Genomic DNA, 18,606 nt, shown 5'->3' on the forward strand with positions numbered 1-18,606 from the left:
GTTTGATGAAAGCACCGCAAAAAGTTTTCAGCCTGCTATTCTTTTAACTCTTTAATGACATAAATTACAGTGCTAAAGCAAGCGTACCGACTCGCAGAGGATAAAAGGCGTGAAGGGCTTAGTTTAATGCTGAACTGCGACCTCTTTGAGATCGAGCGGGTAGATTCTTTTATCTATTGCGCACTCCTCATTAAATGAAGTCACTCCGGCGTTGTAAGACAGACTCATCTGGTTATATTTTTCCAACATATTGTTATAACCGACCAGCTTTTCTTGCAAATCCGCTACCTTCTGGTTGTATTGCTGTAACAGCGTATTATGCTGTTCATAATTTTCTTTCTCGACCAAAGAGTGCGTTTGCTCTTGCTCAATTTCCTGTTTAATTTGTTCGATTTCTTGGTTCTGCTCGTCAATCTGTTCTCTTTGCAGAACAATTGATGCCTGTAAGTCCTTAAGCGCATTTTTCTGTTGCTCAAAACTGGTCTGCATTTCCATGCAACTTTGCAGTTTTTCAGGCGTCAACACCTCATAGCCGTTTTGGCTGCCATACTCTCGTAACCCGGAAAAAGTACTGTACTCCACCTTTTTCTCGGCAACGGGTTGTTCTTGCTGGGTCGAACAGCCGCTCGTTAAAACTAATCCGACACCAGCTAGCAAGCTCATCGCTAGCGATATTGAATGTGTAGAAAGTCTCTGCATAAATCCCCCTTGAATATTTAAACGCGCTCGCAACCTTGGTTTATCTTATTAAGACTCTCACTGCCTCTCAGAAGAGCTTTACAGACACATGCAAAGCGCCATGCCCGTTCGGAAAAACCCTATTAATACAGCAATTAAAAGATATTTATACAATTAAAGCCTACACAAATGAGAGTCGCAGTTAACCAATCTTAATCCTCTTGGATTCTATAGACCTCCCCGGATAATGACAAATACAGAGTAAATAATATTTATTTCAGATCATTTTTATCCTTTGTACCGGTCTAAATCCGTTTGCTTCCGCAGTTTCAGCAAGACCATTCGTCAAGGGCATCGCTCCCTCTGTAACACAACACTAAATACTTGCTCGTGCACGGCGATTTTTAATGATTTTCCTCCTCAACAAGTCTCTTGCCTGCTTTAGACGGAATCCGAGCAGAATCCACAAAGACTTTAGGCTATAATGTCGAACTGTTTTTCATCTTATTAACAAAGGGTTTGTGGAATGTTACTGTCTGAATTGACTGCGATTTCCCCGGTAGACGGCCGTTATGGCGCTCGTCTTGGTAATCTGAAAGAAATTTTCAGTGAATATGGTCTGATTAAAAACCGCGTAAAAGTGGAAGTTTTCTGGCTGCGTATGTTAGCCAACCACCCGCAAATTAAAGAAGTGCCTCAGTTGAGTTCCGAAGCGGAGCAACATCTGATGAAACTGGTCGACGAATTCACACTGGAAATGGCGCAAAGAGTCAAAGAGATCGAACGCACCACTAACCATGATGTGAAAGCGGTCGAATACCTGATTAAAGAACATTTCGCAGACAACGAAGAACTTATGTCTGTCAGCGAGTTTGTCCACTTTGCCTGTACTTCGGAAGACATCAATAACCTGTCCTATGCACTTATGCTTAAAGACGCGCGTGAGTTCGTCATTATTCCGGGTATGGATGAAGTCATCGGCAAAATTTCCGAAATGGCGGCAGATATGGCCGACATTCCGATGCTGTCCCGTACTCACGGCCAACCTGCGTCTCCTACGACTGCCGGTAAAGAGTTCGCCAATGTCGCCTACCGCCTGCAACGCCAAGCCAAGCAGCTTATGGAAGTGCGTATCATGGGTAAAATCAACGGTGCGACCGGTAACTACAATGCGCATCTGGCTGCCTATCCTGAAATTAACTGGTACGAGCTTTCGGAACAGTTTGTTAACAGTTTGGGTCTGATGTGGAATCCGTATACCATTCAGATCGAACCACATGACTATATTGCCGAATACTTCCATGTTATGCAGCGCTTCAACACTATTCTGATCGATTTCGATCGCGATGTCTGGGCCTACATTTCAAACGGCTTCTTCCGCCAGAAGACGGTTGCCGGCGAAATCGGTTCCTCGGCCATGCCGCATAAGGTCAACCCGATCGACTTCGAAAACTCCGAAGGAAATCTGGGGATCGCCAATGCTATTTTCGATCACCTTGGACAGAAGCTTCCGATTTCACGCTGGCAGCGAGATCTGACGGATTCCACCGTCCTGCGTAATCTGGGTGTCGGTGTTGCGCACACAATGATTTCCCTGCAAGCGACCATGAAAGGTCTTGGCAAACTTGAAGTGGATGCTAAAGCGATGGCAAACGACCTGGATAATAACTGGGAAGTCCTGGCTGAAGCGATTCAAACGGTTATGCGCCGTCACGGCTTTGAAAAGCCTTATGAGAAGCTTAAAGATCTGACTCGCGGTCAACGCGTCAACAAAGAGATCATGCAAAACTTTGTCGACTCTCTGGAAGGACTTCCTGAAGATGCCAAACAGCGCTTGCGTGAAATGACTCCGGCAACCTATATCGGTAACGCCGCACAGCAGGCCGCCAATATCGAATTGGCTTTAACCATGGTCAAAGGCCGTTAAGCGTTAAAACTGCTATTGATAGAAAAGCCGGCTTCTGCCGGCTTTTTTTTGCGCTGTTTTTTTTCAGCTTATCTTTCGAACTGTCGATGAAACAGCCAGATACCAAACAGAAACAGTACGCTGCCGATCGCGAACAGGGACAGCAGATCCTGCCAGATCAGACTCAAGTCATTTCCTTTCAGAATAATTCCGAAGCCCATATTGATGTAGTAATACAGCGGCGATAATTGAATCAATGGCTGTTCCCATTCAGGCATGGCTTCCGGCGGAGTAAAAGCCCCGGATAACAGAACAATCGGCATAATCAACAGGATCGAGACAATCATTACCTGCGCCAGGTTTTTACTGATTGTGGCTATGAAAATACCTAAACCGGACATGGCGTAAATATAGACTGCAGAAACAAGAAAAAATAACCAGTACTCCCCCTGAAAAGGTACCTCGAACACGGGAATGACAATCAGAAACAGTGACATTGCAATCCCACTTAACAGTATCATCTGCACCGCTAAAATTTTCGGCAACAGGATTTGAAATGGCGTTAAAGGCGCAATCGAAAGCTGTTCAATTGTCCCTCTCTCTTTTTCCTTGACCAGAATCGCTGCGGTCAGAAACAGTGACAGCATACTCAGCACCGTCATCATTTCCGAGATCGACATAAACCAGGAACTTTTCCCGTCCGGGTTATAAAGAATAATCTGTCTCGCCTCGATTGCCGGAACTTGCATCTGATCAGGCGAAACTACTTTAAGCCGACTTAACATCCACTCCTGATTGGAATGGGCATTTGCCAACCCGACGTAACTGTCCGCCAGGTTCCCCAAGATGACATTACTGGCATCCAGCTGAAAACCGATTGAGGTGGATACGCCATTCAGTAAATTTCTTTCGAAATTTTCCGGAATATCCAGCACGCCGAGCAGCAAGCCTTCGTCCAGTAAATACTGAGCCTGTTTTTCGTCCGTGACCTGTCCTTTCATATCAAAATAAGGCTGTCGCAGTTTATTCAGCCACTCGCGACTGCTCAGAGACTGATCATGATCCATGTAGCCCATGGGGGCATTGATCAAATCAAAACTGACGCCTTTACCACCGATGAAAACCTCACCGGTAAAAAAGTACAGCGTCGCCAATACCAGAATAAGATCACGACTGAACTGCAGCAGCTCTTTTTGGGTCAAGGCAAAAATTCTGCGCCACCATAAAATACTCATTCATCCACCCTCTTATGGAAGCGCAATATCGCCAGACTCCAAAACAAAAGTACAAACCCGAACAGAATCAGAATATTAAACCAAAGCTCTGACCACCCTTGTCCTTTCAGAAAGGCTCCCCAAATGATCTCCAACTGATACATTGCCGGAAAGGCGTGTGCTTCGACCACCGCTTCGGCCGACATGGATTCAACCGGCATCATCAAACCGGAATACATAATTCCCGGGATCATGGTTCCCAGCATGGAAATCAGCGCCGCCGCGGCCTGGGATTTTACGAAGGTCGAAACCAGTATGCCGATCGCAGCCGCACTGGCGACATAAAACAGATTTGCTACCAGCAGCAACGACAACTCGCCCTTGAATGGCGCTTCAAAAATCCATAGCGCCAACAGGCAGAGAATCGAAATATTGATATAGGAGATCAAAACATAAGGCAGCAGTTTGCCGGTAATAAACTCGGCACGGGAAACCGTCGAGGCGTAAATATTGAAAATCGAGCCGGTTTCCTTTTCGCGTACAACGCCCAATGCAGCGAGCATTGCCGGAGAAACCAGCATTACCAGAATAATCAGTCCTGTCCCGGTTGACCAGATACTTTTCAGCTCATTGTTGTACAGGTAGCGGGTTTCAAGACTCACCGGCGACAGCATGGCTTGAACCTCATGTTCGGTCATACCGCTGTTTTTCATGGCCCATGACCGCATTAACTGCGCATTATAATGGCCGTTGATCGCCGCAAGATAACCGGAAACCATTGATGCGCGATAAGTAAACATACCGTCAATCAATGCCTGAATCTGCGCTCTTTGTCCTCTTTTAATCTTTTGCGAAAACTCCGGCGGAATCACCAGCACAAAACGGATATCCGCCTTGGCGACCAGGGTCTCGGTTTCCTTGGTCGAACGGGCATGACCTTTATAGTCGAAATAGCGCGAACTGGTAAATTTGTACGAGTACTCGCGACTCTCGTCAGAATTATCATAATCGACAATCACAAACGGCATTTTTTCGACATCAAAACTTAAACCGAACCCCAGTACCAGCATCATGACCACCGGAAAAATAAACGCCATCGAGAAATAAACACGATCACGCCATATTTCAAGCCACTCTTTATACGCAAGGGTTTTTACAGTATGCAAATTCATCATGATTTCACTAAGCTTCCCTGCTATGGCTAGATTCGATTTTTTCGATAAAAACATCCTCTAGAGATGGCTGAAGGATCATCACATCGGTGATTTCAATGCCTTTATCGGCCAGCAGAGCGGCGACATCTTTGCCAACCGTTTCCGGCTCCTGACTGAAAAGCCGGACGCGACTGCCGTACAGCGCCACTTCCGAATAACCGTTACTCTCAAGAATGGATTGTGCCTGATAAGGACGGGAAACTTTAAGGCTCAGTACCTGACCTTTCTGTTGTTTAAGCGTTGCCTTGAGATTTTTCGGCGAATCATAGGCCACAACTTTGCCCGCCTGCATTAAGGCCAAACGATTACAGTGCTCAGCCTCAAGCATATAGTGGGTCGTCACCAGAATAGCCACTTGCAACTCTCCGGCGAGTTGTACCAGAATCCGCCAGAATTCCCTGCGGCCGATCGGATCGACGCCGGAGGTCGGTTCATCAAGAAACAAGACCTTCGGCTGGTGAATTAACGCACACCCTAATGCCAGACGTTGCCGCTTGCCCATTGGCAGACTGCCTGCGGAGGTATTGCATTCCTTTTGAAGATGACCGATCTGCAAGACCCACTGATGCCTTTCTTTAAGGCGTTTACCGCTCAGCCCGTAAATTCTGCCGAACAGATCGATATTCTCACTGACCGTCAAATCCAGATAGAGCGAAAAGGCCTGCGACATATAGCCGATACTCTCTTTGATCGACATGGACGAGGTAGCCATATTATGTCCGGCAACAAATCCCGCGCCCCCCGACGGCGGCAAAATCCCGGTCAGCATTTTTATAACGGTACTTTTCCCCGCACCATTTGCCCCGAGCAGTCCGAAAATTTCCCCGGCACGCACATCGAACGAAACCTGATCGACGGCGGTAAAGCTGTCAAAACGGCGAACTAAATCCTCGGCTCGAATTAATGTATCTTGAGAATCCGTGCTTACAGCTTCTTTTCTATGCGAGGAGCGATTTTCGGTCAGGCGCATCTGTGGCGTGTTTTGCGAACGGTTATCGAGCTTTTGGATGAATATCTCCTCAAGACCGATCGGGGAATAAGACCAGCTTTCAGTGCCGTCTTGCAGAATCATGCCCAAGCGCCGTTCCGCTTCGGCGGACTGCAGTGCAAAGCCGCCGATACGGATCATATCGCCGAGCTCTTCAACATGTTCGAAAGCGTCGTTGAGCGCCGGCAGGAGTTCTCGGCTTCTGGCGCTTTCGATTTCAATCAGCCAGCCGGGAGTACGACGGATAATCTCGTCGGCTGTCCCCTGATCCAGCACTTTTCCCTGATGCATCATAGACAGGCGGTTAAAACGACTGGCTTCATCCATATAGGCGGTTGAAATCAGTGCCGTCATACCTTCCTCACGCACCAATTGGTTCAGCATTTCCCAGAAATCCCGTCGCGAAACCGGATCGACTCCTGTTGTCGGCTCGTCCAGAATCAGCAGTCTCGGCTGATGAATCAGGGTACAAACCAAACCGAGTTTCTGTTTCATGCCGCCGGAAAGGTTTTTCATAGCACGGTTTTTAAAGGAAGACAATCCTGCTACATCGAGCAGTTTCGCCTTCCGTGTATGTAGAATCTCCGGCGCCACGCCACGCAGATTGGCAAAGAAATCGATGTTTTCATCAATACTCAAATCCGGATACAGATTAAGACCGAGTCCTTGAGGCATAAACCCGAGTTGCCGCTTGATGCGATTAGCGGACGCTTCCGAGTCGATTTTCTCTCCAAATACCGTGATTTCACCTTTTTCGAAGCGCAAAACACCTGATACGGCTTGCATTAAAGTACTTTTTCCGGCGCCGTCGGGACCGATCAAACCGTATATTTCCCCACTTTGAATGGTCAGCGAAACGTCTTCTACGGCGATCGTTTTTTTAAAGCGTTTCCCGAAGCTTTTTACTTCAACCGCTGTCTGCATGGCTTATTGCACCTGTATAAAGGCATCGGCAGGTAAACCGGGGGTGATTCTCTGCTGAGGATTCTCGTCAAGATACAGTTTGATCGCATATACCAGCTTGACGCGTTCATCCAGTGTCTGAACCTCTTTCGGAGTAAATTCCGTTTGTGCGGCAATATAACGGACCGTTGCCGGGAAGTCGCGATTAGGAATGGAATCGATGCGAATATTCGCTTTTTGACCTAAATGCACCAGGCCTACCTTTCCCTCGGCGATGTAACCTTTGAGATAGACCTCTTGCAAATTAACAATGTTGAACAGGCTGGCACCGGACGCGATAACCTCGCCCTGATTAACCAGTCTGGTCGTCACGATTCCGTCGGCCGGAGAACGGATCTGCATATCGTCCAACACACTCATCGCTTCCATCAGCGTTGCCTGAGCCTGCAAGGTGGATGCCTTTACGGCCATCACTTCCTGTTGTTTTGCTTCAACCTGTTGCCAGCCAAGTAGCGTTTCGTTAAGCGCTTTCTGCGACTGATTCAATGCGGTTCGGGCAATACGGACATCGTCATCGGCAATCCTTTTGGCCAATAACGCACTTTCGTGCTGATGTTTCTGCACGGTACCGCGCTGATACAGCTGTTTATAGCGTTTTTCATCCAGCGCTGCCTGGCGGGCTTTGGCTATGGCACTGTTCAGTACCGCCTCGGCATGTTTGACCGATGACTCGGCGGTTTCAATCTGTAAAGGAACCTGCTCTTTAAGCACGTTCAAGGCTGTTTGAGCGGCCTTCAAACTGGCCTCAGCCGCACCGTAAGCCGCAGCAGCCTGAGTCACTCGGGCGCGCACCTGAGCGTCGTCCAACAGTGCCAATAGTTGACCGCTCTTAACCTCATCACCTTCCCGAACCTTGAGTTGCAAAACCTTTCCGGCAACTTTGGTCGACGCCAGATAGTTATCAGCCTCAGTACGACCGTTCAGTTTTACAGTCCCATCGGGAAGACTGTTGTCCTGCTGCAAATAATAGAAATACCCCGTCGCGGAGGCAGCAACGATCAAAACCAATAGAATCAATGGCGCCTTATATTTTGTAATCATGACACTATCCATGTGTGGAAATAAGAAGATATGGAAAACAGAGAGACGAGAACAGAATCACGGAACCGCGAAACAACATTCAGAATCTACGAACGATAATCTCATACCTCAGTACAAATTAGTATGATCAATATCAAGCGGCCTCTAAATAAGCTTATATCAAAGCCGTTTAAATCGCTGTTATAACGCCATAATCCCTAATATTTATCTAAATCAGCACTCTACTTGCGTATCTTTTCATAGCGATTGCCATCACGGATTGGCAGCATTTATTAGCGCTTATAAATTTTTTCGAATAGCTTGTTTATAAATTATTCCTATAATACATAAAATAATTTAATACCAAGATTCAACACCCGAGGACTTGCTATGCAACAGAAAATCTTTAAAGAAAAATACCCTATTTTCTCTCTTGAATTCACCAAGGCAGAAGCCAAATTCGATACGGTTCCGGCAATCCTGGATTACCTTCAAGAGCAGGTAGACAATCACCCTAAAGCAGTTTTTATTGCCCGTTTTGACCATTTCAGCCACACGAAAAACATCGGTGGTGAAATTGGCGCCGGCATCGAAGATGCACAAAACCTGATTCTCTGCTTCGGTATGCAACTGCCTTCGGCTGATCCGGTTGCGGTTCGACCACGTTCAATCGGTGTTACCGATATGGGCGATAAATTCATCGTCAACTTTATGGAAGCACCAAACCCGATCGCCAACGACACTATGGAAGCCTGGGTTAAATCTCTGGTCAAATAAGATTTAAATTCATCAGTAAACTCCCCCTGACAGCAAAGCCTGCGCACTCCCCTAAAGTGACTCTCCTATTTTTTTGCAGGCTTTGTCTTTTTCCGCTTCCTGCCCTATTAATTACCTCCTTGTCGTCGCGTTAATTCGGTATCATTAGCGTCATTAACTTTCCAATCTATTGATGCAGAATAAAGAGCCGACATGATTCATTTTGAACAACTTGACCTTCCGACTTTTCTCAAAGATTACTGGCAGAAAAAACCAATTCTTTTACGTAATGCTTTGCCCGGTTTTGAAACGCCAATCAGTGCTGAAGAACTGGCGGGACTCTCTCTTGAAGAAGAAATCGAAAGTCGTATTGTTGTCCAGCATGGTACTGAAGATTACGAACTCAAACGCGGCCCTTTTACCGAAGATGACTACGCTGCCTTGCCTGAACAGAACTGGACACTATTGGTTCAAGGATGTGACCGTCTTCTTCCGGAAGTCGCCGATATTCTGAACGACTTTGACTTTCTACCGCGATGGCGCATCGATGACATTATGATCAGCTATGCAACTCAGGGTGGCAATGTAGGCCCGCATTTCGATCACTATGACGTTTTTCTGTTGCAGGCTGCCGGACAGCGACACTGGCATCTTACGACTCAGGAGTGTACAGAGGACAATTACATTCAAGGGGTAGACCTGCGGCTGATGAAAACCTTTGCAGTTGAACAGGACTTCATCCTCAATCCCGGCGACATCCTCTATTTACCGCCAAAGATCGGCCACCATGGCGTGGCACTCGATGATCAGTGCATGACTTTCTCTGTCGGCTATCGTTCCTACCGAGGACAAGAGTTGTGGGACAGTCTCGGCGATCATCTGTCGGAAATGTCACTTTTCAAGGAGCTCTATTTCGACCCTGAAATGCCGGCGAATCTGAACCCCGGCGAAGTGACTAGGGACGCGGCTCTACAGGCCAAAAAACTGCTTGCCGACAAACTTCAGGACGATAAGTTACTGCACACCTGGTTTGCGCGTTTTGCAACACAATTGGATCAGAGCGCCGCCCAGCAGCTTCCGGAACCGCTAAGTGCAGAGGAAACCCCGACACAACAGGAGTTTATCGACGCCTTGCACGGTGAACACGGCCTGATTAAGGATGCCGTGTGCCGTTTTGCCTATACTCAGATTGATGACGAAACGAGCCTGTATATCAATGGCGCCATCTGGAACTCTTTTGGCGCTGACGCGGAATTTATCCGCCTGCTTGCTGACAACAACTTCCTGACTCAGGAAATGCTGACGCCTTATCTGCAAACAGACCAGGTTCAGGCTCTGCTGTTCGACCTTTGGAAACTGCAGTATCTGGTCTTTATCGAATAAAGCCGGACATCCGATCAATTTCTGCTGCGGAGAATTACAATGGATGACGTTTTGAAAAAGGACGACCTTTCGGATGATCCTTATAAGCTGCAACGCTTTATCGACGGGCAGAGTCAGGTTTACGACACCGTCCTGAGTGAACTTCATGCAGGCCATAAGCAAACCCACTGGATGTGGTTTATTTTCCCGCAGCTGGATGGCCTCGGCAGCCGTCCATGGACAGTTTTCTATTCGATTAAAAGTATCGGGGAGGCACGCGCTTATCTGGAACACCCTTTGTTAGGCGAACGCCTGATCAAATGTACCGAAACGGTTATGCAGCACCGAACTAAATCCTTGCTGGAGATCTTCGGCAAACCGGATAACCGTAAATTCTGCTCCTGCATGACGCTCTTTGCCGCAGTCAGCGATAAGCCTGTTTTCCAACAGGCGATCGATAGCTTCTGTAATGGACAGGCGGATGAGAACTCACTGGCTCTTATCCGCAAACTGACGTATTCCTGAAACCGCTCTAACGTAATATCGACAATGCCGCTTCCAGCTGAATCTCGCGGTCAAGACGACGTTCCATTTCATCTTTGATCCGATCAACGTCCTCCGTTTGCAGATTATGATCGGCAACCAGAACCGCGTTGATTTTCAAAGGATCGCCGCGGCGAATATGCACCGAGCGGATTTCCACTTTCGTCTGCTGCTGGACAAGTACAACCCCTTCCAGTTGCGACACCATGCGCTGCTCTTGCACCATCGAATAGAAAGCCCAGCTCAAGGGCAAACTGACCAAGGCCACGACCATCAGTGAAAGCACCAGACCGCGTTTGGCCAGATGGAACGGACTGAAACCAAGAAGTAAAAAGGTCGCGGCGGCGGCCAGTACGATTCCGAAAAGGTTGGTAATAAACAGCAGCATAGCGCCGGAAAAGACATGCCAGTCCCACCAGCCGATACCGATACCGGAGATGACTAGCGGCGGAACCAGTGCGACGGCAATGGCGACACCCGCAAGGCTCTTCGCAACCTCGGAGCGTGCGCTGGCATAGGCACCGGCTACACCGGAAATAATCGCTACAGCAAGATCCAGCAAGGTAGGACTTAAACGCGCACCGATCTCGGAATTAAGGGATTGCAGCGGCATCACCCAGGTAAACAGCGTCGCTCCGAACAAGGTCAATAATATCCCGAAAATCAAGGTTTTGGAGCTGGTTACAATCAGATCCACTTCCTGACGCAGTACCCCCATAGAGAGCGATATAATCGGTGCCATCAAAGGAGCAAGAATCATCGCACCAATAATCACCGGCGCGGAATTGGCAAACAGCCCCACCGTTGCCAAAAGCGATGAAAGCGCCATTAGTACCAGATAGGTCTGGGTAAATTTGGCGCTCTCCTTGAGGCCGATAAAAGTCTCTTTAACCTCCTCCGGATCGGTATGGTAAATCCACGGCAAGGGACGAGCAATCAAAGAGCTGACAAGCTTACCTTTGGGCAGGCTTTTAACCCGAAAAGACTCTTTGGTTTCAGTCGACCGGCTTGAGGGCAGTCCTTGATGTAATAATCCGATCTGCGTCGGTTTGACGACACATTGCAGTTTTTCCGATTCCGCTTCTTCGGAATCAAGCCGAATACTGACCGGCTTCTGAAAAACAATGTCCAGGGTTTGCGTTTTAATATGTCCCAAATAATTATTCAGCGGCATATCTCTTTTGCTTACTGGTAGCAAACGGGTAATCACGAAATGCAATATTTCAGAAATGGAACGCGGTGAAATCACCACCGCATGCATACTTGGTTCATCAATATCGCTATTGGCAATGACTCTGTGACTAAAGGCATTATCACTGGGTTTATAAACCACGCACAAACCGAGTGCCGCAGTCTGTAATTGCGACTCTTTTCCGGTTGTGAAATTCACCTCAAACAGCCGCCCCCTGATCATATGCAGCATAAGGTGCCAGATGAAAAGCAGGCGCGCCACAAAATGCTTCTGGATTTTTAACGCAGGTTGCATCGCTTCCCTGTCACCGGCGAGAACCGAAGACAGGACCAGTTCGTTATTACAGTAAAGGTTATCCACGATTCTTGGTGTATCGCAACCATCAATGTCCTGCAGCGCCTTATCCAAATTATCGGCAATCTTGAAGCGTTTTTTCGCGAACGGCGCCTGCGGATGCGGAAGCAATCCAATATCGATTTCCTCTACCTCTTCAAGAAAGATTTTAAGGTTACGGTCCGCGAGACTTAAAAGATATAAATCATCGGTGTTGAGTGATGCGACGTGTAAATCTCTAAATTGGATCACGCCCTGAAAATGCCATCCCTTCTGTTCGCAATAGCGCTCGGTATTCTGCCATAGCGTTTCGGGGGTATGGGAATCACAAATAAGCCAGATGTTTTGGATGGTGAACTCGGCCATTACGCCTCCATCAGTTTGAATTGCTAGCTATCATCTCAAAAATTCACAGGAGTGCGTATAAAAGCTTAAACTTATTGAGCGAGTCCAAGTTTTACGGATTGTATAGAGGCGGAAATTACCGCTTGGAAAAGAAAACCGGTGCAAGGCGCCTGATGAACGCACTGAGCACCGGTGAGGTATAAAACCAATTCGGCCCGAAGAATGCGGGCCTCTTTGGATGGCGGGTAGTCCTGATTTTCAGGTCACGACAAGCGTCTTAGACAAATGCAGGTGGAACCGGCCACTGTCTATCCAAATGCGCCTGATTAACCGCCAGAAATTTGTTGATTTTACCGATACCGTGATCGATGAAATCATCCGGATGAACCGGACTTTGCTGGGCGGTGTTTTCCATTCCCGTACGCTGTTTGAAATTACGATCCAACCCACGATTCATAATATCACCGCTAATCGATGGCGAATTATGCCCGCCCTGACCTTTAATGTCGTCCCAAAGCAGTGCGTGACCGATTTCATGACTCAGGGTCTCACCGATCAAACGGCCGAATACTTTAATGGCCACAGGAATCAAACCGTCTTCATCTGTTGTGATGCTGCTTTCGAGCTGCAGAACAATACCTTGCGTTTCCGTATCGACGTCGATGGCATTCGGCAATTGATACACGCCGGGATAGAGTACGATCGTTTCGTTGAACAGATCGGATGAAGAAGATCCGGTTGTGACGCCGGCAACGCCGTTATTGCCCGGATCGGTATTTTTAATCTGCGTGCTGACCACCATCGTGTTCGGGACATGCGCCGGAACGCTCTCGCTGTAACCGCCGAACTTCCAGAATACGCGAACATTCGCGGTCGACAATAGCTGATCGGATACCTTTTTCATTTCATCAACGACATTTGATTTCACGCTTAATAGCTGGAATGCGTTGAGCGCGGCATTAAACAGACCGGCATCCTCGTCAACCGTAACGCACTGAGGCACTGAAAGTTGCACTCGTTTGCTGACCAGTGTATTACCGCCGGCATCCGCAAGTTTTGCTATCAACACCTGCTTACCGGGTTTAATTCCTTTAACACGGGTCAGCAGCGCATTCGGCGAATCCACTTTAAGTGCGCTTGCATCTTCGGCTACCCATTGAAGCGTCGCGCCTTCCGGCGCGTTTTGCAGACTGGCGCCGACTTCGATAATCAGAGATTTATCGTTTTTCGCAGGATTGAAAGCACGAACCTCGGCAGTTAGATTACTAGAAAGAACTATTTGCGGTTGCATACTGTCGTTCGATGTCTTGGCGTCGACTTCAATTTTTTCGCCATCGGGTTTGGCGATTTTTACCGAGGCCTTGTTTGCGCCGGCAGTTTTGGTCAACTCCTTGGCTTCACTGGTCGCCGTCGATTTACTGTCTTTGGCGGTCGGTTCGCCAACCATTGAACTCAACGCTTTATAGGCAAGCTGATTTGCCTGATCTTTGCTGATCTGCCCGCTCTTCTGAGCCTCCTGAACCGCTTTCAATGTTTTACCGATATCCTTTTTCATCGCATTCTGTTTTTGGAAATCTACAGCCATTCCTGCCAGATCGGTTACGCTTTTCGATGTGGTTTTCAGCGCTTCCAGCGCATTGGTCTGAGTACCGGAAAGCCCGGTCATATCCTTAAAGGCTTCGCTTTTACCCAGAAGTTCAAAGGCGGCCCCCAGCCCTGTCGGATCAGGCGCATTCGGTGCATTTTGCATGGTAATAATATTCGCTGGAAGATCCTTGACCTGAAGGTCACCGATATCGCTGCGGCGGCTTTCCGTCGAGAGCGGATTGATCGCTGTCGGTGTCGTGCCGCAAGGAACGTCTTCAAAGCGCCAGTGACGACTGTCATCAATTTCTTCACAACTGTTGCATTTACCCATTACCGATTCCGCATAAACGCCTTTAGTCGGCACACTGATACGGTATGGATCCGGACGTGTCGTCGGCTTGTAGTAAGCCATCAGATTGGTAATACTCTTGAAGACCGGATCCAATCGCTCACCGGGGACGACCTTCAAGACCAGGTTATTGCCAACCACGCCGATCACTTTATTCTCGACGACGCTGGCAACACTCTTACTGCCCGAATTCGGGGCAATATAACCGTCCAGAAGACCGAACAGACGGCTCGAATCCAAACTTGACCAGATGACCTTATGCGCCATCTCCATATGTTCATTGAGAAAGCCGAGCAGTTCTGTCGCCGCTGCACGATCCTCCTTACGTGGATCGCGTAATTCGGCGTCTGACAGCGGCGTATACATCAAGGCCGCATCGGTAACGTAGTCGACATCGATATCAAACAGGCCGGAGACTTTGACATCGATCACGTTTATCACATCATTGTTGATCCGCGCATTGCGAATAATGCTTCCTCCTGAATACGCCGTCCGGTAATGCAGGTAAGCAGCACGCAAAATAATTTTCGATGACGCATGCACTTGCGTATTGGCGCGCAAACGCAAATATTGAATCTGCCGCCGGGTGATCTGCTGCATACTGCGGCTGGCAATTTTGACCTGAATCTGTGCACCGCGGCGGTAGTTAGAAAGTTGAGTATAATCCAGATCCAAACGCACTTCCGATCCGTCTTCCGCCACCGCATAGATGTCGATCTTCTCAATGAATTTACGTACGATATCGGCGGCATAGTCCGCCTCGAAAACGGCATCTTTCTCTGCTTCGGTTAAAGGGACTTCCTTGTCGTAGCTAATTTTGAAAACTCTGTCGAACCACGGGAACCAGTGCTTAAGCTCGATGGTTTCGGTAATCGTTTTTGTCTGTTCCTCAATCGAAGCGATATAGGGACGCTGCAATTCAAAAGTCATTGAAAAATGCCCGCTGAACATCTTAATGGTTTCATCGGCATAACTGCCGATCGGCATATCCGAATCCGCATAATGACTGCTAATCCTTTCAATGGCATCAAAACCGCGCTGCAATTTCTGCCCGGCAACCGCTCTACGCAAAGTATTTTTCCAGCGCAGCACCTTGGCATAATCGAAGTGACTCATCGGTAAAGGCACAAACAGGCACTCCTGCACATCTACCAATTCCTGTTCGATCGCATAGTGCTTGAGCACTTCAAAATATTCGACCGTCATCGCATGGCAATGGTTGTTGTTTTTAATCACCTCTGTCTGCGCACTCACAGTTTCATGCTGACCGACCGTCTGCACAACGGTGCTGCGCTGACTGCGCAACGCCGAAGCTGACTGTGAAATACTGTCCTGCAGACGGTTAAGCGTACTGCCGGAAAGATTTCGCGCCGAATCCTGCGAAGCGGATGACGACGACGAACTGCCCGAATGCGAAACGCCTCCAAATAAGCCGCCGACAAACTTGCCGACCGAGCCCATAATTCCCCCACCGATCCCGGCACTGGTCCCGCTGGTTTCGTTATGCGAACTGGCGCGGATATTTTCCGAAAAAGTGGAATTAATGATTTCGCTGATATCCCGGTCGCGGGAAATGTCGGCCGCGAGCGATTCAGTAACCGTTTGTGCTTCCGAACGTTGCGCACGCTCTTCCCGATCCCAATCGATAATGGCGATCTGTTTTTCCTGACAGGGAGCCAGTGGCAGGCTATACAGCAGATCGCCCAACGAATAGCCGTCCGCCTTCCATTTTTGTTTAAAGTGCAGAATATGTCCGTGTGCAATGGTTGTATTCTCATACACTGTCGGCGTATCGTCCCAGTCGACGCTGTTTTCAGCACTCAACTGCTTGCGCCCCGGATGATTGCTAATGTATTCGGCCTGAATAGCTTCAATCTTACTGATTGCTGTAAAAATTCGCCGTTTAATGGTCTGCAATCCGGCACGGATCGCATCATAATGTTCGATGAAATAGCGGTCATCGAGCGAGATAAAAAGATCGGAACCAGACTGATAAAAATTATGGAACTTTTCCAAAAGCCCGGTAAACGCGCTGATACTCGCGATATAAGTGTCATAGTTGGCACGGATAGACAGAATCTCTCCTAGCGTAAAAACCGCTTTGTTACGCAAAGTTTCTCGTATATCGTCAAATTGCTGAACCAGACAAAGAATGCCCATAGTTGCAGTTTTACGCGTCGGGCAAGGTTCGAAATTATGCGAATCTTTGCCCGCTGCCTGCGAAAGCTGGTGAATCAGATCGCGCAGATAACCGAGCAACTCCTCCTGATCCTGAACTTCTTTGCTGGCGTGATCAATGCTCAGCAACATTTTTTCAGCGCGTTTCTGCGTAAGAGAGATCACTTCGCCTTCGACATTTGACTGCTGCATGATTTCTCTGACATCCTCGACAAAACGCAGCAACAGTTTAGGAAGTACCTTGTCTGCAAAAAGATGATGCGTCGGATCAAACTGCGCATACCGCTCGATATGCCCCAACAGCGAAAGAATGGTGGCACGATTCAGTGAATCTTCAGCGCTGAGGGTTTCGCAGTAACTACTTGCTTCTTCCGCGCCGTTTTTGCCGCAGTAAGCCGCAGCCAGTTCATGATGCAAACGCTGCAGCTTGGCGCGGCGTCGAGCCTGCTCGGCCAGAAACTTGGCAATCGCCGTAAAATCAAAAGTTTTCGGCGTAGCCAGCTTGATATTATCGATCCCCGTGGCGATTTTTAAATGATACACCGGCTTGTCGAATGTTGCCGTCGCCACGCTGGCAACCTTCAATGTCTTGGGCTGGACACTGATCTCGGCGCCTGATGCGTCAGTCGAATGATCGGATGATTGTGTAGCTGTCGCAACGCTCACTTGTTCCTCTTCATCAACGGTAATCGGCAGCAGATCCATTGAGCTCATCGAGTTGTTCATACGGTTAAACACCGTAAAGAGTTCGTCGGAGATCGAATCAAGCTCGGTAATGAACTGTCTGCTCTCCTTGGAGGTAATCGTCAATCCACGGATTTCCGGTTCGGTCGTGCGTACCGTATGATAAAAACTGAACTCTTCCAGTGTCCGGTTGGGAATCGTGAAATCGACGCACTGCCCGCCGATGTCCTGAGAAAAGGTTCCGTTACCGATCATATCTTTGGCTTCAGGTAATTTTGGCGTACCTTCCGTACTGCTCACTGTCGCTTGCAAATTTGCCAGATCCGCAACCAGAATAAGTGTTTCCGGAATTTTTTTATCTTCCAGCTCGACATGAACCGGCGCATCCTGCAGACCGGCGAGCAGTCCGTACGCCTGCTCATATTCCCGGCTGTCGGCGCGCCCGAAAAAACGTCCGCTCTGATCGGTCTGTAAGGTCAATACCGGCTGAAAGCTGTCATCATTGATCACTGCCGAAGATTCGTCGCTGGCCATAATCACAATCTGCACACCGGCAACTTTATTTTCACCGGAAATGTCGACCAGTTTTCCGCTGATATTACGCTGAATTTCCCGAATCTGATCGCATTCGCCACCGGGACAAAATTCAACGATTTTAGGGTCTACCTGAATACGAAAAGGCGTGCTGTCGTCTTCGGCACTTTCCGCAATGTCCGCGGCATAGAGACTGCCGATACTGTAGTTCTGACTGCCAAGCAGTGCACCATCTGGGGCGAACACTTCGATTTTGATCGACTTCCCCTGAAGCAAATCTTCCTTAGGCAAGGCAAAGCGGAATGCACCTCCGCCCCCGACATCGACACGGTCTTTGGAAAAGACCGTCTGCTGGGAGATCAGCTGACTGTAGCTGATCTTAAGAAAATGTCCGATGTATGGATCATCAATTCCATCAATCACCTGATTATTTACCGGCTGTAAAAAACCGTTGACGCTGACACTGCTCATGACGCACTCCTAAATAAAACAAAATGGCAGGAAGGAGTTCCATACTACATTGCCAATACATTTTATTATTGATTCACATCAATTCTGCAAGTCGATAAATTTTACTCCTATTTAAAAGAGCTTTGTGAGAGACACGATTAAGCGTCAATTATTTTCGTATACAGGCACGAGTCCACCATAGATAATGCAGGGAGGCTTCAAATAAAACAACAACATTTCACACTTGAGTGAGCAATAGCGGTTAAGCGCAGGCGTTCAAATACGCTCCCATTATTCAATCAAGTCAATG

11 protein-coding genes are annotated in these 18,606 nt (G+C 48.1%); 4 read left to right on the forward strand and 7 right to left on the reverse strand.

The features are described from left to right. Positions 1 to 123: 123 nt before the first annotated feature. Positions 124 to 699, reverse strand: a complete 576-nt coding sequence (locus J3999_RS05670) for a hypothetical protein (protein WP_208126961.1) — start codon at positions 697 to 699, stop codon at positions 124 to 126. Positions 700 to 1,204: 505 nt separating this feature from the next. Between J3999_RS05670 and purB the strand changes: the two genes are divergently transcribed. Continuing rightward, positions 1,205 to 2,605, forward strand: a complete 1,401-nt coding sequence (purB, locus tag J3999_RS05675) for an adenylosuccinate lyase (RefSeq protein WP_208126962.1) — start codon at positions 1,205 to 1,207, stop codon at positions 2,603 to 2,605. 68 nt (positions 2,606 to 2,673) lie between these two features. Here purB and J3999_RS05680 read toward each other — a convergent pair whose 3' ends face one another. Genes J3999_RS05680 through J3999_RS05695 form a run of 4 tightly spaced genes read right to left on the reverse strand, consistent with a single transcriptional unit; the run spans position 2,674 to position 8,004 of the window. Then, positions 2,674 to 3,819, reverse strand: coding sequence for an ABC transporter permease (locus J3999_RS05680; RefSeq protein ID WP_208126963.1), 1,146 nt, complete (start codon positions 3,817 to 3,819; stop codon positions 2,674 to 2,676). Continuing rightward, on the reverse strand, positions 3,816 to 4,973 hold the full coding sequence (locus J3999_RS05685; protein WP_243755330.1) for an ABC transporter permease: 1,158 nt from the start codon (positions 4,971 to 4,973) through the stop codon (positions 3,816 to 3,818). Before J3999_RS05685 ends, J3999_RS05680 begins: the two co-directional genes overlap by 4 nt. 7 nt (positions 4,974 to 4,980) lie before the next feature. After that, positions 4,981 to 6,924, reverse strand: a complete 1,944-nt coding sequence (locus tag J3999_RS05690) for an ATP-binding cassette domain-containing protein (protein WP_208126964.1) — start codon at positions 6,922 to 6,924, stop codon at positions 4,981 to 4,983. A 3-nt stretch (positions 6,925 to 6,927) separates the two neighbouring features. Continuing rightward, positions 6,928 to 8,004: an HlyD family secretion protein gene (locus J3999_RS05695; RefSeq protein WP_208126965.1), complete on the reverse strand. Its 1,077-nt coding sequence runs from the start codon at positions 8,002 to 8,004 to the stop codon at positions 6,928 to 6,930. 369 nt (positions 8,005 to 8,373) lie between these two features. Between J3999_RS05695 and J3999_RS05700 the strand changes: the two genes are divergently transcribed. The 3 genes from J3999_RS05700 (at position 8,374) to J3999_RS05710 (ending at position 10,626) form a co-directional block, all read left to right on the forward strand. Then, positions 8,374 to 8,760, forward strand: a complete 387-nt coding sequence (locus J3999_RS05700) for a DUF6858 family protein (protein WP_208126966.1) — start codon at positions 8,374 to 8,376, stop codon at positions 8,758 to 8,760. 192 nt (positions 8,761 to 8,952) lie between these two features. Beyond that, positions 8,953 to 10,122 carry a cupin domain-containing protein gene (locus tag J3999_RS05705; protein ID WP_208126967.1) on the forward strand — a complete coding sequence of 390 codons (1,170 nt, stop codon included), beginning with the start codon at positions 8,953 to 8,955 and terminating at the stop codon, positions 10,120 to 10,122. Between the two features lie 39 nt (positions 10,123 to 10,161). Next, positions 10,162 to 10,626 (forward strand): DUF1810 domain-containing protein, encoded by a 465-nt coding sequence (locus J3999_RS05710; protein WP_208126968.1) that lies wholly within the window; start codon positions 10,162 to 10,164, stop codon positions 10,624 to 10,626. A gap of 7 nt (positions 10,627 to 10,633) precedes the next feature. Here J3999_RS05710 and J3999_RS05715 read toward each other — a convergent pair whose 3' ends face one another. Both J3999_RS05715 and J3999_RS05720 read right to left on the reverse strand, forming a co-directional pair. After that, on the reverse strand, positions 10,634 to 12,535 hold the full coding sequence (locus J3999_RS05715) for a TIGR00341 family protein (RefSeq protein ID WP_208126969.1): 1,902 nt from the start codon (positions 12,533 to 12,535) through the stop codon (positions 10,634 to 10,636). A gap of 256 nt (positions 12,536 to 12,791) precedes the next feature. Then, a complete protein-coding gene (locus J3999_RS05720) occupies positions 12,792 to 18,317 on the reverse strand; it encodes a hypothetical protein (protein WP_208126970.1) in 5,526 nt (1,841 codons plus the stop codon). Positions 18,318 to 18,606 lie beyond the last annotated feature (289 nt).

The sequence above is a fragment of the Thiomicrorhabdus sp. 6S3-12 genome (assembly GCF_017571475.1).
Classification (GTDB): Bacteria; Pseudomonadota; Gammaproteobacteria; order Thiomicrospirales; family Thiomicrospiraceae; genus Thiomicrorhabdus.